This is a genomic window from Bradyrhizobium sp. AUGA SZCCT0283, from assembly GCF_018130385.1.
Classification (GTDB): domain Bacteria; phylum Pseudomonadota; class Alphaproteobacteria; order Rhizobiales; family Xanthobacteraceae; genus Bradyrhizobium.
Map to the genome: position 1 here is coordinate 60583 of NZ_JAFCLU010000022.1, position 14309 is coordinate 74891.

10 protein-coding genes are annotated in these 14309 nt (G+C 63.5%); 7 read left to right on the forward strand and 3 right to left on the reverse strand.

Translation table 11 applies throughout. The annotated features are described in order from the left end of the window. Window position 1 precedes the first annotated feature (1 nt). The 3 genes from JQ624_RS26470 (at window position 2) to JQ624_RS26480 (ending at window position 3447) form a co-directional block, all read left to right on the forward strand. Window positions 2-1693: an FAD-dependent monooxygenase gene (locus JQ624_RS26470; protein ID WP_212421849.1), complete on the forward strand. Its 1692-nt coding sequence runs from the start codon at window positions 2-4 to the stop codon at window positions 1691-1693. Beyond that, entirely contained in the window at window positions 1690-1875 is a 186-nt protein-coding gene (locus JQ624_RS26475; protein WP_212421850.1) for a DUF2783 domain-containing protein, read from the forward strand. The genes JQ624_RS26470 and JQ624_RS26475 overlap by 4 nt, the downstream gene beginning before the upstream one ends. A gap of 285 nt (window positions 1876-2160) precedes the next feature. After that, on the forward strand, window positions 2161-3447 hold the full coding sequence (locus JQ624_RS26480; protein ID WP_212421851.1) for an MFS transporter: 1287 nt from the start codon (window positions 2161-2163) through the stop codon (window positions 3445-3447). 122 nt (window positions 3448-3569) lie between these two features. Here the strand turns inward: JQ624_RS26480 and JQ624_RS26485 are convergent, their stop codons facing one another. Together JQ624_RS26485 and JQ624_RS26490 are read right to left on the reverse strand one after the other, a co-directional pair. Then, a complete protein-coding gene (locus tag JQ624_RS26485) occupies window positions 3570-5129 on the reverse strand; it encodes an acyl-CoA carboxylase subunit beta (protein WP_212421852.1) in 1560 nt (519 codons plus the stop codon). After that, window positions 5059-6036 (reverse strand): IclR family transcriptional regulator, encoded by a 978-nt coding sequence (locus JQ624_RS26490; protein ID WP_212421853.1) that lies wholly within the window; start codon window positions 6034-6036, stop codon window positions 5059-5061. Before JQ624_RS26490 ends, JQ624_RS26485 begins: the two co-directional genes overlap by 71 nt. Window positions 6037-6169: 133 nt before the next feature. Here JQ624_RS26490 and JQ624_RS26495 point away from each other — a divergent pair, with 133 nt between their 5' ends. The 4 genes from JQ624_RS26495 (at window position 6170) to glsA (ending at window position 11713) form a co-directional block, all read left to right on the forward strand. Beyond that, window positions 6170-6391: an acetyl-CoA carboxylase biotin carboxyl carrier protein subunit gene (locus JQ624_RS26495; protein WP_212421854.1), complete on the forward strand. Its 222-nt coding sequence runs from the start codon at window positions 6170-6172 to the stop codon at window positions 6389-6391. Between the two features lie 160 nt (window positions 6392-6551). Beyond that, window positions 6552-7718, forward strand: a complete 1167-nt coding sequence (locus JQ624_RS26500) for a TAXI family TRAP transporter solute-binding subunit (protein WP_212421855.1) — start codon at window positions 6552-6554, stop codon at window positions 7716-7718. A gap of 49 nt (window positions 7719-7767) precedes the next feature. Next, window positions 7768-9831, forward strand: a complete 2064-nt coding sequence (locus JQ624_RS26505; protein WP_212421856.1) for a TRAP transporter permease — start codon at window positions 7768-7770, stop codon at window positions 9829-9831. 22 nt (window positions 9832-9853) lie between these two features. Continuing rightward, the gene (gene glsA / locus JQ624_RS26510) at window positions 9854-11713 is read left to right on the forward strand and encodes a glutaminase A (RefSeq protein ID WP_212421857.1); all 1860 of its coding nucleotides are present in this window, start codon (window positions 9854-9856) and stop codon (window positions 11711-11713) included. 147 nt (window positions 11714-11860) lie between these two features. Here glsA and JQ624_RS26515 read toward each other — a convergent pair whose 3' ends face one another. Further along, a complete protein-coding gene (locus JQ624_RS26515) occupies window positions 11861-14197 on the reverse strand; it encodes a Tex family protein (RefSeq protein WP_212421858.1) in 2337 nt (778 codons plus the stop codon). Window positions 14198-14309: the final 112 nt, after the last annotated feature.

The window sequence follows — 14309 nt, forward strand, 5'->3', positions numbered from 1 at the left end:
CATGAGACCTGCCGGCAAGGGAGCGCTGGAGTCGCTCTACTTCGACTATCCGAGGTTTGCGGCGCGGCGCGTTCCTGAACTTGACGGCGCCACGCCAAGGCACCCGGTATTGATCGTTGGCGCCGGCCCGATCGGCATGACGGCCGCGCTGGTGCTGGCGCGCTACGGCATCAGGAGCGTGCTGATCGAACGCAAGGACACCTTTAATGACGGCAGCCGCGCGATCTGCATCGCGCGGCCGAGCATGCATATCCTGGAACGGATCGGCGCGGTCGCGCCGTTTGTCGAAAAGGCGCTCGGCTGGCGGTTCGGCCGCAGCTACTATCGCGGCGAGCAGATTTTCCGGCTGGAGATGCCGCAACCGCCGGGCGAAAAATATCTGCCGATGTACAATCTGCAGCAGCAATACATCGAAAAATTCCTGCACGATGCGGTCGCGACGAGCGACCTGATCGACATGCGCTGGCAGAGCGAATTATCGGCCATCGAGCCTCACAATGATGGCGTATCAGTCCGGATTTCGTCGCCAGCGGGCGATTATCGGCTCGATGCCGATTATGTGCTTGCCGCCGACGGCGCGCGTTCGCCTGTCCGATCGATGCTTGGCCTGCGGCTCAAGGGCGACAATTACGAAGGCCGGTATGTAATCGCGGATATCCGCATGGATCACGATTTTCCGACCGAGCGCCGCGCCTTTTTCGAATCGGCCGGCAATCCCGGCGGCACGGTGCTGATCCACAAGCAGCCGGATGATATCTGGCGCGTGGATTACCAGCTTCGCGAAGGCGAGAGCGAGGCAGATGCCCTGAAAGAAGAAAGCATCCGCGCCCGCGTCGGCGCGATCCTTGCCGACATCGGCCACGCCAAACCGTGGGAACTGGAATGGTGGAGCGTCTATTCCGCCAACACGCTCTGCCTTGACGATTATCGCCACGGCCGCGTCTTCTTCATCGGCGATGCCGCGCATATTGTGCCGATCTTCGGGGTGCGCGGACTGAACAACGGCCTCGCGGATGCCGAAAATATCGGCTGGAAACTCGCGCTCGTGCTCCATGGCGAGGCGGACGAGCGGCTGCTCGACAGCTATTCGCCGGAGCGGCGCGGCGCCACGCTCGATGTCTTCGCCAATGCCACCAAGAGCACGCGCTTCATGACGCCGCCGACACGCGGCTGGCGATTGGCGCGCGAAGCGGCTTTGTCGCTCAGTTTGAAGCACGCGTTTCCGCGAGGGCTCGCCAATCCGCGCCAGATGCAGCCCTATAGCTATTCGGAAAGCCTGCTGACGCCCTATGCCGGGCGCGACGCCGAATTTGCCGGCGGCCCTCCTTGCGGCAGCGTCGCGCCGAACGCTGGGCTCGCCGATGGAAGCTATCTGCTGGATCGCGCTGGCAACGGCATGACGGCGATCCTGTTCTGCGAGGGGCAGCCGACCGCCGAACAGGTGGCGCTGCTCGCGCAACTCGGCCGGATCGACAAGCGCTTCGTTCCGGTGCTGGTCACGTCACGTGGCTCTGCCTCCGAAGCGAAAACCATTACGGATAATGACGGCGAAATCGCCCGCGTGTTCGCCGCAGCGCCCGGCACGCTCTATCTGCTGCGGCCCGACCTGCACATTGCCGGGCGATGGAAGGCCGTCGTTCCCGGCGAGATCCTGAAAACCGCAGGCCTTTGCCTGGGAAGCGAGATGCCATGAGCGCGATGCCGTTCGAGGACTTCGAAACCGCCTATGAGGCGCTGGCAACCGCAATCGATCAGGCCGGGCCTGCGCGCGAAGCGCTGTTCCTGACCCGGCTTGCACTGGTGCTCGGCCATGAGCTCGGCGACATCGCGGTCTTCCGGAAGGCCATCGAAACCGCGCTCGACGGGCTGGAATAGCGACTGTCCGCGGCAATCCCCGCTCTCAGAGCGCCGATCGATCAATTTCTCTCATGCGAGCGGCGAGATTTTTCATGGGATGATCCGTTGCGATTCCCGCCGCATATAATATTATAGACATAATCCAATGATGAGACTGACGCTCGCGCGGATCGATCATGGCGCCAGCACTGTCTCGTCACGTCCTGAAATGAGGGAAGTACGACATTCACGTCAGACGACCATCACGTCAGAATACGTAAGCCAAACCAAGCAAATCTTCCCTCTGAAATCCCCCGAGGCCCAATGATCTCGAACTGGCTGTCAGCCACCCTCGCCCGCCACAACATCCATTACGGCTGGGTGATGGTCGGCGTGACCTTCCTCACCGCCCTGATATCAGCGGGCACCGTCGGCGCGCCCGGCGTTTTCATCGTGCCCCTGCAGAAGGAATTCGGCTGGACCACGGCGGAGATTTCCTCGGCGCTGTCGATCCGCTTCATCCTGTTCGGCCTGATGGCGCCTTTCGCCGCTGCGCTGATGAACCGCTACGGGCTGCGCAACATCACGCTGTTGGCGCTGCTGATCGTCGTATCCGGCCTCGTCGCGTCGCTGGCGATGACGCAGGTCTGGCAGCTGATGCTGCTGTGGGGCGTGGTGATCGGGCTCGGCACCGGCATGACCGCGCTGGTGCTGGGCGCCACGATCGCCGCACGCTGGTTCGTGGCGCGGCGCGGCCTCGTGGTCGGCATCCTCACCGCGAGCGTCGCCACCGGACAGCTCGCCTTCCTGCCGCTATTGGCAAGTCTCACCGATCGATACGGCTGGCGGATCGCGCTGGCGCTGGTCTGCGTCATGCTGGGCGTCGCCGCCTTCGCCGTGCTGATGGTCATGCGCGACCGGCCGAGCGACGTCGGCCTGCGGCCATTCGGCGACGAAGGCACCGAGCCGCTGCCGGCGCCTCCCCCCAACAACACGCCGATCATGGCGGCGGCGCTCGGCACCCTCCGCGATGCCTCGAAGTCGGGCGTGTTCTGGATCCTGTTCGCCACCTTCTTCATCTGCGGCGCCAGCACCAATGGCCTGATCCAGGTTCACCTGATTCCGATGTGCCTCGATTTCGGCATTCCGCAAGTGCAGGCGGCAAGCCTGCTCGCGGCGATGGGCATCTTCGATTTCGTCGGCACCATCGCCTCCGGCTGGCTGTCCGACCGCTACGACAACCGCTGGCTCCTGTTCTGGTATTACGGGCTGCGCGGCCTGTCCCTGCTGTTCCTGCCGTTCACCGACTTCTCGTTCTACGGCCTGTCCGTGTTCGCGATGTTCTACGGGCTCGACTGGATCGCAACGGTGCCGCCGACGGTGCGGCTCACCGCCCAGCGCTTCGGTCCCGAACGCGCCAACCTCGTATTCGGCTGGATCTTTGCCGGCCATCAACTGGGCGCGGGTGTCGCGGCCTTCGGCGCCGGCCTGTCGCGAACAGTACTGGCAACCTATCTACCGGCCTTCTTCGTCGCCGGTGCGCTCTGTGTGGTCGCGGCGCTGATCGTGCTGGCGATCTCGCGGCCGACGGCCAAAGCGGCGGCGGCGTGATGCGATCGTAGGGTGCGCAAAGGCGCACTTGCGCCGTGCCCACCATCTTTCCTCGTCGGCACAGAATGGTGGGCACGCTTCGCTTTGCCCACTCTACGACTCTCTACTCGCTACTCGCATCTTCACGGCCGCGTCGACATGTTGGATGGCGGACCCACGTTGCGGATCGGTTCCGCCAGCCGCGCGAATTCGCACAATAGCGCGCGCGTCTTGCGGGGATCGATGACCTCTTCGACCCAGAATTTCTCGGCCGAGCGGAACGGCGAACGCAGCTTGTTCAGGCGATTCTCGATCTCCTTCAGCTTCGCAGCCGGATCATCCGAAGCATCGATGTCGGCGCGGTAGGCCGCCTCGATGCCGCCTTCCAGCGGCAGCGAGCCCCAATAGGCCGACGGCCAGGCATAGCGCATCGAATAGCGGTTGGCCGGCTGGTGCACGACTCCAGCCACGCCGAACGCGTTGCGCACGATGATGGTGCACCAGGGCACCGTGCTCTGGTTGACCGCCGCCATCGCGCGCACGCCGTGACGGATGGTCGCCGACTTCTCGGCCTCGAGCCCGATCATGAAGCCGGGGCAATCCATGAGATACACGACCGGCAGATGGAAGGTCTCGGCGAAGTCGACCCAGCGCACCACCTTCTGGCACGCCTCCGCCGTCCACGACCCGCCATAGTGGAAGGGATCGCTGGCCAGCAGCAGCACCGCGCGGCCTTCGAGCCGGGCAAGCCCGGTGATGACCGGCCGGCCGAAATTGGCGTTGACCTCGAAGAACGAGCCCTTGTCGACGACGGCGTCGATGATCGGACGCATCTTGTAGACCTGGCGGCGGTTGCGCGGCACCGCCTTCAACAGCGATTCCTCTGCGCGCTCCGGATCGTCCGTGCAGGGTGTCGTCGGCGGCAGGTCGTACACCGATGACGGCAGATAGGACAGAAAACGCCTCGCGCGTTCGAACGCCTCCTCCTCGGTATCGACGGCATCATCGACGCCGCCCGCGCGGGTCTGGATATCGGCACCGCCAAGTTCCGTCTTGGTCAGATCTTGGCCGAGGCGTTTCACGACCGGCGGACCTGCGACGAACATCGCGGAATTCCTGGTCATGACCGAATAATGGCTCGCCGCAAGCCGCGCCGCGCCAAGGCCCGCGACCGAACCGAGCCCGAGGGCCACCACGGGCACGCGCGCCATGTTCGCGATCGTGAACCAGTACCAGCGTGTGCCGCCGACCCCGCCGGGCAGATTGGCCGCCCCGCGCGTTTCAATCGTCTTTACCGAGCCGCCACCACCTGAGCCTTCGATCACGCGAATGATCGGCAGGCGAAAATCGTGCGCCATTTCCTCGGCCATCAGCGGTTTGGCCGAGATCGAGGCATCCGCCGACCCACCGCGCACCGTGAAATCGTCGCCGACCACGACCACGGTGCGGCCGTCGATCTTGCCGCGGCCGAACACGCAGTTGGCCGGCGTCAGGTGCTTGAGTTCGCTGTTTTCATCATATTCGGCGATGCCGGAAATCGCGCCGATCTCGTGGAAGGAATTCTTGTCGATCAGTCCGTCGATGCGCTCACGAACCGTGAGCCGGCCCTGGTCATGCTGGCGCTTGACCTTGTCAACGCCTCCCATCTCGCGCGCGAACGCTTCGCGCCGAGCGAGGTCGTCGAGCTCCGGCTTCCAGTTCATTCGTATCCTCCGTCTTGATGATCTTGTTATTATTATGGGTCGGTACCGGAAGCGGCTTTCTTTCGATACGGTTGGCGAAGATGTCGCCCTCGGCGCCTTCGAGCAGGCTGCCGAGCGCAACACCGAGCTGAAGCATCTGCGGCGCCACTTCCCTGTGCAACCGCTTCTCATCAAACATCGCGGAGAGCAGGCCGATCGTCGCGACGACGAAGGTTTGATATTGCGGCGACCACACCGGCACCGCGCAACCGTTGATATGCGGGCTCCAGGTGCCACAGCCCACGACGTAGCCGTGTTCGCGCAAATGGCGGCGGTTGTCTTCGATGCGCGACTTCAACAATCCCGAATTTCCCGGGATCTCGCGCTCCATTTCGGCGATCAAGGCGTCGCCGACGTCGGTATCGAGCGCGGCGGTGTAGGCAAAGCCGGCCGCGGTGCTCGTCATCGAGATGCGGCTGCCGGTGCCTTCGTGCAGGCCGAGCGCGTTCGCCGCACGCGCGAATTCGAGATAGACCAGATGATAGCGATCGGGAATCACGAAGCCGACGGTGCCCGGCAATTGATCGGCAACGTCCTGCAGTCGCAGCCGGATCAGATTGCGAAGCTGCAACCCCTTCATCATCGAGGTGCTCATCGCCACCGCGCTTGGACCGATCCGGTATTTCTGGTCGCGCGGCAGATAAACGAGCTGGCCCATCCGCGTCAGCGTGTGCGTGAGCCGCGATACCGTCGACCGCGGCAGACCACAGCGGCTGGAAATTTCCAGATTGCCCAGTCTCGCTTCATGACCCTCGAAGCAGCGCAGGACGTCGAACGCCCGCGACACCACCTGGATCACATCACCCTCGCCTGCGAGATCGCTGGCGAGCATTCCCTGCTTGCTAAGCCGTTCCGAGCGTCTTCCCATGTTTTACGGCTCCATTCCGCCCTGCGGAATAAAATTCCACTTGCAGAACAAACTACCTCAGGCAATCTGCGGCCACAACAAAAAGCCGTTCGCGAGGACACCTGTCCGTCAGACGGTCCCCCGGAGAACGGAAATGCCAGAGATCAAGATCGTCACCGAAGTCGCCGGCCGCGTGTGCGCGCTTCCCGTCACAACCGGCGGCAATGTCGGCGACGGTGACGAGATTGCTTTCGTCGAAGCCATGAAGATGGAAATTCCGGTCACGTCGACGACGGCAGGAAGAATCAAGGCTATCCTGGTCGAACTCGACGACGTCATCGCCGAAGGACAGGTCGTTGCGATCATCGAAGCTTAACCAGATCACGGCATAAGCTTTCCTCGAACGAGCTCCGCGACAATCTGTCCAACTCAGATGTTGTCGTATGCGTACCTAACGTTGCCATCACAAGCAGCCGATGACATGATCAATGCTAACGAGAGAATTTCGCATCGCGAAACCATCTGAGGGGAAAACTATGATTCATCGCTTGAAGGCGTTCGCGCCAATCGCCCTTGCAAGCATCTCGCTGCTGGCCATACCCGCGGCATACGCCGAAGATGTAAAACTGCCGCCGACCATGGTGGTCACCGCCTATGACACCGGCACCGCGGGCTTCAACATCGCCGTCGGCATCGGCAAGATGATGAAAGACAAATACGGCACCGATGTCCGCGTGCTGCCCGCCGGCAACGACGTGGCGCGACTGGCGCCGTTGCGCGCCAAGCGCGCGGCGATGTCCGCGATGGGTTCCGGCTCCTATTTCGCTCAGGAAGGCGTGTTCGAATTCGGCACCAAGGAATGGGGTCCGCAGGCCCTGCAATTGGTGCTGTCTACCGTCGACTGCAACGCCGCAACCCTCGGGGTCGCCCGCGATACCGGCGTGACCGAGATCAAGCAGCTCAAGGGCAAGCGCGTCGGCTTCGTGGTCGGTTCGCCCGCGCTGAACCAGAACGCACTCGCGATCCTGGCGTTCGGCGACCTCAAGCAAAGCGACGTCAAGATTGTCGAATTCTCGAGCTATGGCGCGATGTGGAAGGGCATGATCAACAACGACGTCGATGCCGCCTTCGCCACCACCATCACCGGCCCGGCGAAGGAACTCGAGACATCGCCGCGCGGCATCATCTGGCCGCCCCTGCCCCCCGGCGACAAGGCCGGCTGGGAGCGCGTGAGAAAGGTTGGCTCGTTCTTCTTCCCGCACGTCGCCACCTGCGGTGCCGGCATCAGCAAGGACAAGCCAATCGAGCTCGGCAACTACCCCTACCCGATCTTCGTGTCTTATGGATCGCTGGCCGCCGACGATGTCTATGCCATCACCAAGGCGATGATCACGGGCTACGACGCGTATAAGGATTCCGCGCCGGGCGCGAGCGGCCTTGCGGCCGACCGCCAGACCAAGAACTGGGTGGTCCCGGTGCATCCAGGCGCCGCGAGGGCGCTGAAGGAAGCCGGGCAATGGACCGACGAACAGGAAGCCCACAACAAGGGATTGCTCAAGCGTCAGCAGGTTTTGGCGGCTGCATGGGCGGACTACGGCAAGTCCAATCCGCCATCCGACGACAAGGCCTTTCTCGAAGGCTGGATGAAGGCGCGCGCCGCGGCGCTGACCAAAGCCAGCATGCCGAACGGCTTTGAACAATAGAAAGCCCTATTCGCTCAAGTCGAAGGCGAACACCGTCTCGGGAGAAATGATGTCACCTTCTGCGAGCAATAGCGCAGCCGCGCCTGCAACGCGAATTGTATTCGACGACCCGCATGCCAACATGCAGGAAGCCGAAGTCACGCGGGTGCGAACGTTGCACGGGGCGTGGCGCTGGGCACTGGTGGTCGCGACCGCGGTCACCATCCTTTTGTGCATCAACCAGCAATTCTCGCTGCGCTTCTTCCTCGGCTACACGCAGCTCAACACCGAGTATTTCTATCTCCTGATCGCGCTGATGCTGCCGTTCACGTTCCTGATCTTTCCAGGAACCGAGAGCGCGCCGCTCGATCGAATTCCCTGGTATGACATCCTGCTTTTTGTCGCCACTTTCGCCTGCGCCATTCTCCTGATGCGCAGCGTCCGCAAGGCGGCGGAAGCCGGCTGGGAATTCGGCGGTGCGCCGACGACCGTCATCGTCGCCGGCGTCATCATGTGGGTGGTGCTGATGGAGGCGTTGCGGCGCACGGGAGGCTGGAGCCTGCTGCTGAGCGTGCTGCCGTTTACGGCCTATCCCCTGTTCGCCGACGCGAAATGGCTGGGACCGTTCCGCGGTACCGAATCAACGCTCGAACAGGCAACGTCCTATCACGTGCTGTCGGGCGAAAGCCTGCTCGGCATTCCGATCCAGGCCTTCGCCGACACCGTGATCGGCTTTCTGGTGTTCGGCACCGCGCTGATGATGACGGGCGCCGGAAAATTCTTCATCAACATCGCCTTTGCGCTGTGCGGCACCTTCCGGGGCGGCGCTGCAAAGGTCTGCATCTTGGCCTCCGGGCTGCTCGGCATGATGTCCGGCTCGATCATTTCCAACGTGCTGACCGCCGGCACCATGACCATTCCGGTCATGAAGAAGAGCGGTTTCCGCGCCTCCTATGCCGGCGCGATCGAGGCCTGCGCGTCGACCGGCGCGGTGCTGGCGCCGCCGGTGATGGGTGCGACCGCGTTCGTGATCGCCCAGTTCCTCAACGTCAGCTATGCCGACGTCGCTCTCGCCGCGATCATTCCTGCGGCGCTGTACTACATCGGCCTGTTCATGCAGGTGGATTCCTACGCCGCGCGCCACGGGCTGAAAGGCATTCCGCGCGCCGAGCTGCCGAAAGTGTGGGACACGATCAAGGCCGGCTGGTACTACATTTTCGTCATCGCGCTCCTGATCGTGATGCTGCTGTATTTCAAGCGCGAGAGCCACGCGCCGTTCTACGCGACCGCGCTGCTGCTGGTCTTGAACCAGCTTTTCTCCAAGGACACGCGCTGGACGCTCGCGACCATCAACAAGTTCCTCGAGGTCAACGGACGCACCTTCGTCGAGCTGGTCGGCATCCTGGCGGGCTGCGGGCTTCTGATCGGCGCGTTCTCGATGACCGGTGTGGTCTCCAGCCTCGCCAACGATCTGTTGCGGATCGCCGGCGACAATGCGTTGCTCTTGCTCGGCATGTGCGCCATCACCAGCCTCATTCTCGGGCTCGGACTGACGACCACGGCCTGCTACATCTTCCTCGCCATCCTGGTGGCGCCCGCGCTGGAAAAGCTCGGTCTCAACCGCATGGCCGTGCACATGTTCATCTTCTACTGGGGCATGCTGTCCTCGATCACGCCGCCGGTGGCGATCGCCTCCTTTGCCGCGGCCGGCATTGCCGGCTCGCCGGCGATGAAGACGGGATGGGAATCGATGTGGGTCGGCAGCATCATCTATTTCATTCCGTTCTTCTTCGTGCTGAACCCGGCGCTGGTGCTGCAGGGACCAAACCCGTATCTGGAAGGGCTCGGGCTGATGGCGCTGGCTGGCTTCGGCACGCTGTTCATCTGCGGTGGCATCCAGGGCTATCAGGCTTTTGTCGGCGACCTCAGAGGCGCAGGCGCGCTGGAATGGCCGCTGCGCGTATTGCTCGTGATCGGGGGTTTCGTGGTGGCGACGCCCGGCGGTGGCATCATGCCGCTGTCGCAATGGCAGATCACGTCCCTCGGATTGGCGATCCTGATCCCGACCGTGCTGGTCGCACTCGTCCTGATACGGCGCCAGACCCTGGTGCCGGACCAGTTGCGCGCGCCCTGATTGCGTTGCACAAGAGGAGGCGATGAAACAATCGCCTCCTCCGCTTAACGCCAGCCCCGCTGCCTGGACCAGTTCGAAACCGCCCTTGCTGCGGTTCCTGAATGCGTGCCACACCGAATTCGCAACTGAGACCAGCGGCGCGGTCGCCAATTACATCCCTGAACTCGGCAAGGCCGATCCGGCCCATTTCGGCATCAGCCTCGCCACCCTCGACGGCCATGTCTACGAGGTCGGCGACACCCAGATTCCCTTCACCATCCAGTCGATGTCAAAGCCCTTCGTGTTCGCGCTGGCGCTGGACACGCTGGGTGCGGCGCGGGTCGAGAGCGCGATCGGCGTCGAACCGTCCGGCGATCCCTTCAACTCGATTCGCCTCAATGGCGAAAACCACCCCTTCAATCCGATGGTCAATGCCGGCGCGATCGCCTGCTCCGGCCTGATCCACGAGGCCAAGGGCGACGCCGCGTTCGAATATATCCGTCAGGCGCTGGGCCGGTTTGCCGGGCGCGATCTCGACGTCGACGACGCCGTCTATGCTTCCGAAAGCGCCACCGGTGACCGCAACCGCGCGATCGGCTATTTGCTGCGTACCAATGCCGTGATCCGGGACAACGTGGCTGCCGTGCTGGAAGTGTATTTCCGGCAATGCGCCATCCTGGTGACGGCGCGCGATATTGCTGTCATGGCGGCCACCCTCGCCAACCGCGGCATCAATCCCGTGACCGGCGAACAGGTGTTGAGCGCTTATGCCATCTCGCGGACGCTCTCCGTCATGACGAGCTCCGGCATGTACGATTACGCCGGGGAATGGATCTACCGGATCGGCATCCCCGCCAAGAGCGGCGTCGGCGGCGGCATCCTCGCGGCGCTGCCGGCGCGGCTCGGGCTCGGCAGCTATTCGCCGAAACTCGACAAGCACGGCAACAGCGTGCGCGGCATCAAGGTCTGCGAGGCGCTGTCATCGCATTACGACCTGCATATGCTGAATCGCAGCGACGATGCGCGCAACAGCATCATCGCCGATTACGACATCGGCAACAGCCCGTCGCGGCGCGTGCGGCGCGCACATGAACAGAACATCCTGGCCGCGCACCGCCAGGACGTTCGCGTCATCGAACTGGTGGGCACGCTGTCGTTCTCCAATGTCGATTACGTCTCGCGCCAGCTGGCGGCCAAGCCGCGGCCGCAGCTCGTCATCTTCGACCTGCGCCGCGTCACGGCCATGACCCGCGCCGGCACCCGCCTGCTCGCCGAGGAATTCCGCGAGCTCGCGGCCTATCATGTCACCGTGATCCTGTCCGGCATCAGGCGGTCGTCGCCGGAATGGAAGATGATCGGGGAATGGACAGAAGGCCTCGGTAACATCCGCAACTACTACCTGCTCGATGCCGCGATCGAATGGGCGGAAGATCAGGTGGTCTATCGTTACGGCGGCGCGATCGATTTCTTCGAGACGACCGAACTCTCCGAACAGGCGCTGCTGGCGGGGCTGACGGACGAGGAACTGACCGATCTCGCCTCGCTCGCTTCGATCCGGACCTATCAGGCCAGCGAAAAGATCATCGCCGCCGGCGATCCCGCCGATTCAATGTTCTTTCTCAGGAGCGGCGTGGTGCATGTCACCCTGCCCGACGGCATCCGCCTGGCGACGCTGACGGCCGGAATGCCGTTCGGCGAGATGGCGCTATTGGAGCCGCGCCGCTCGGCCGACGTCTTCGCCGACATGGCCGCGACCGCCTACCAAATCCCGCTGCGCGATTTCGAGCGATTCCGAAAGCAGCATCCGCGCGCCGGCGAACGGATCATGCGCAACCTCGCGCAACTGCTGGCCGATCGCCTGATCCTCGCCAACGCCAAGCTGAACCTGCTGACGCCGAGCTAATCTCCGGGCCACATGGTTCGAGACGCACGGCGTTGCCGTGCTCCTCACCATGAGGGTCAAAGACTTCATCCTGCGAACTGTAGGACCTCATCCTGAGGAGCATCGCGAAAGCGATGCGTCTCGAAGGATAAAGCCCGAACGCCTGCTCTACGTCCCCGCCTTGCCCCGCCCGTTCTTCTCAGCCGCCCGCCGCAGGGCTTCGGCCAGTGCGCCGCCCTGCTCCTGCGCCTTGCCCGGTGACGACGACGTCATCGACGCCTTGGAATACTCGCGCATCTTGCTTTCCGACAGCTTGGGGCCCTTGGCGCCGACTTCGTCGTCGAGCCGCAGCGTCAGCGCGATGCGCTTGCGGGCGACCTCGACCTCCAGCACCTTGACCTTGACGATGTCGCCCGGCTTCACGACCTCGCGCGGGTCCTTGATGAAGTTCTTCGACATCGCCGAGATGTGGACCAGACCGTCCTGGTGCACGCCGATATCGACGAAGGCGCCGAAGGCGGCGACGTTGGTGACGGTGCCTTCCAGGATCATGCCGCGCTTGAGATCCTTGATCTCTTCGACCCCCTCCTTGAACACCGCGGCCTTGAAGGCCGGACGCGGGTCGCGGCCAGGTTTTTCGAGCTCGCGCAGGATATCGGTGACCGTGGGCAGACCAAACGTTTCGTCGACAAAGGCCTGCGGCTTCAACTGGCGTACGATCTCGGCATTGCCGATCAGCGCCTTGATGTCGCTCTTGGATGCCGCCAGAATCCGCCGCACCACGGGATAGGCCTCGGGGTGCACGCCGGACGCATCGAGGGGATCCTCGCCATCATTGATCCGCAGGAAGCCCGCGCATTGCTCGAACGCTTTTGGTCCCAGCCGCGGCACCTCCTTCAGCGCCTTGCGCGATTTGAACGGCCCGTTGGCATCGCGATGCTGCACGATGCTTTGCGCGAGCCCGGCGCCGATGCCCGACACCCGCGCCAGCAGCGGCGCGGAAGCCGTGTTGGCATCGACGCCGACGGCGTTGACGCAGTCTTCGACCACGGCATCGAGCGAGCGCGCCAATTTGGTTTCGCCGAGGTCATGCTGATACTGCCCGACGCCGATCGCCTTCGGATCGATCTTGACCAGTTCGGCCAGCGGATCCTGCAGGCGCCGTGCGATCGACACCGCGCCGCGCAAGGTGACGTCGAGTTCCGGCAATTCCTCGGACGCAAAGGCCGAGGCGGAGTAGACCGAAGCGCCCGCCTCCGACACCACGATCTTCGACATCTTCAGGTCCGGCAAAAGCTTGACCAGTTCGGTCGCCAGCTTGTCGGTCTCGCGCGAGGCGGTGCCGTTGCCGATCGCAATCAGGTCGACGCGGTGCGCGACCGCGAGCTTGCCCAGCGTCGCCAGCGCCGCATCCCATTGTCTTTGTGGCTCGTGCGGATAGACCGCGGTGGTCGCAACCACCTTGCCGGTGGCGTCGACGACGGCGACCTTGACGCCGGAGCGATAGCCGGGATCGAGCCCCATGGTCACGCGCGCGCCGGCCGGCGCCGCCAGCAGCAGGTCGCGCAAATTCGAGGCGAACACCCGCACGCCCTCGGTCTCCGCCGCCGTCCACAGCCGCATCCGCAGGTCGATGTTGAGATGCACCTGGATCTTGGTGCGCCAGGCCCAGCGTGCGGTCTCGATCAGCCAGCGGTCGCCCGGGCGGCCCTGATCGGAAATGAGAAAGCGCTGCATGATCTTCAGTTCATACGCGCTCGGCACGTTGGCGACCGGGACTTGCGCATCGGGCAATATCTGCAACTCGAGGATTTCTTCCTTCTCGCCCCGAAACAGCGCGAGAATGCGGTGCGACGGCAGCTTGTGGAGGGCTCCGTTGTAGTCGAAATAGTCCTTGAACTTCTCACCTTCGGTCTTCTTGCCCTTGCGCACGGTGGATGTCATCACCCCGTTCGACCACATCTCCTCGCGCAAGCGCCCAATCAGATCGGCATCCTCGGCAAAGCGCTCCACCAGGATCGCACGCGCGCCTTCGAGCGCCGCGGCGACGTCCGCCACCTGCTTCTCGGCGTCGACGAAGGTCGCGGCCACCACCTGCGGATCGTTCTGCGGTTGCGTCAGCAACAGTTCGGACAACGGCTCGAGCCCGGCTTCCTTGGCGATCTCGGCCTTGGTGCGGCGCTTCGGCTTGAACGGCAAATAGATGTCTTCCAGACGCCCCTTGCTGTCGGCCGCCATAATGGCGGCCTCCAATGCGGCGTCGAGTTTGCCCTGCTCGCGGACCGAATTGAGGATAGCGACCCGGCGCTCCTCGAGTTCGCGCAAATAAGTCAGCCGCTCTTCCAGAGTGCGCAATTGCGCGTCATCGAGCCCGCCGGTGACTTCCTTGCGATAGCGCGCCACGAACGGCACGGTGGCGCCGCCGTCGAGCAATTCGACTGTCGCCGAGATCTGCTCTTCGCGAACACCAAGCTCTTGCGCGATCTGTCGATTGATATTTGCCACGCCAAATCTTCCTCAAAACCATCAGGGCTGGTGAATCGCCGGCCGCCGCCGGGAGGTCGCTTATGGACCATCGCGGATTATTTCATCAAGGCGTCCGCGGAAACAAATTGAT

Bases quoted from the DNA above. Each gene is read 5' to 3' on its own strand.
- JQ624_RS26470 (WP_212421849.1), top strand. From the start codon at position 2: ATGAGACCTGCCGGCAAGGGAGCGCTGGAGTCGCTCTACTTCGACTAT.
- JQ624_RS26495 (WP_212421854.1), top strand. From the start codon at position 6,170: ATGCCAGAGATCAAGATCGTCACCGAAGTCGCCGGCCGCGTGTGCGCG.
- JQ624_RS26505 (WP_212421856.1), top strand. From the start codon at position 7,768: ATGTCACCTTCTGCGAGCAATAGCGCAGCCGCGCCTGCAACGCGAATT.
- JQ624_RS26475 (WP_212421850.1), top strand. From the start codon at position 1,690: ATGAGCGCGATGCCGTTCGAGGACTTCGAAACCGCCTATGAGGCGCTG.
- JQ624_RS26480 (WP_212421851.1), top strand. From the start codon at position 2,161: ATGATCTCGAACTGGCTGTCAGCCACCCTCGCCCGCCACAACATCCAT.
- JQ624_RS26490 (WP_212421853.1), bottom strand. From the start codon at position 6,036: ATGGGAAGACGCTCGGAACGGCTTAGCAAGCAGGGAATGCTCGCCAGC.
- glsA (WP_212421857.1), top strand. From the start codon at position 9,854: ATGAAACAATCGCCTCCTCCGCTTAACGCCAGCCCCGCTGCCTGGACC.
- JQ624_RS26500 (WP_212421855.1), top strand. From the start codon at position 6,552: ATGATTCATCGCTTGAAGGCGTTCGCGCCAATCGCCCTTGCAAGCATC.
- JQ624_RS26485 (WP_212421852.1), bottom strand. From the start codon at position 5,129: ATGAACTGGAAGCCGGAGCTCGACGACCTCGCTCGGCGCGAAGCGTTC.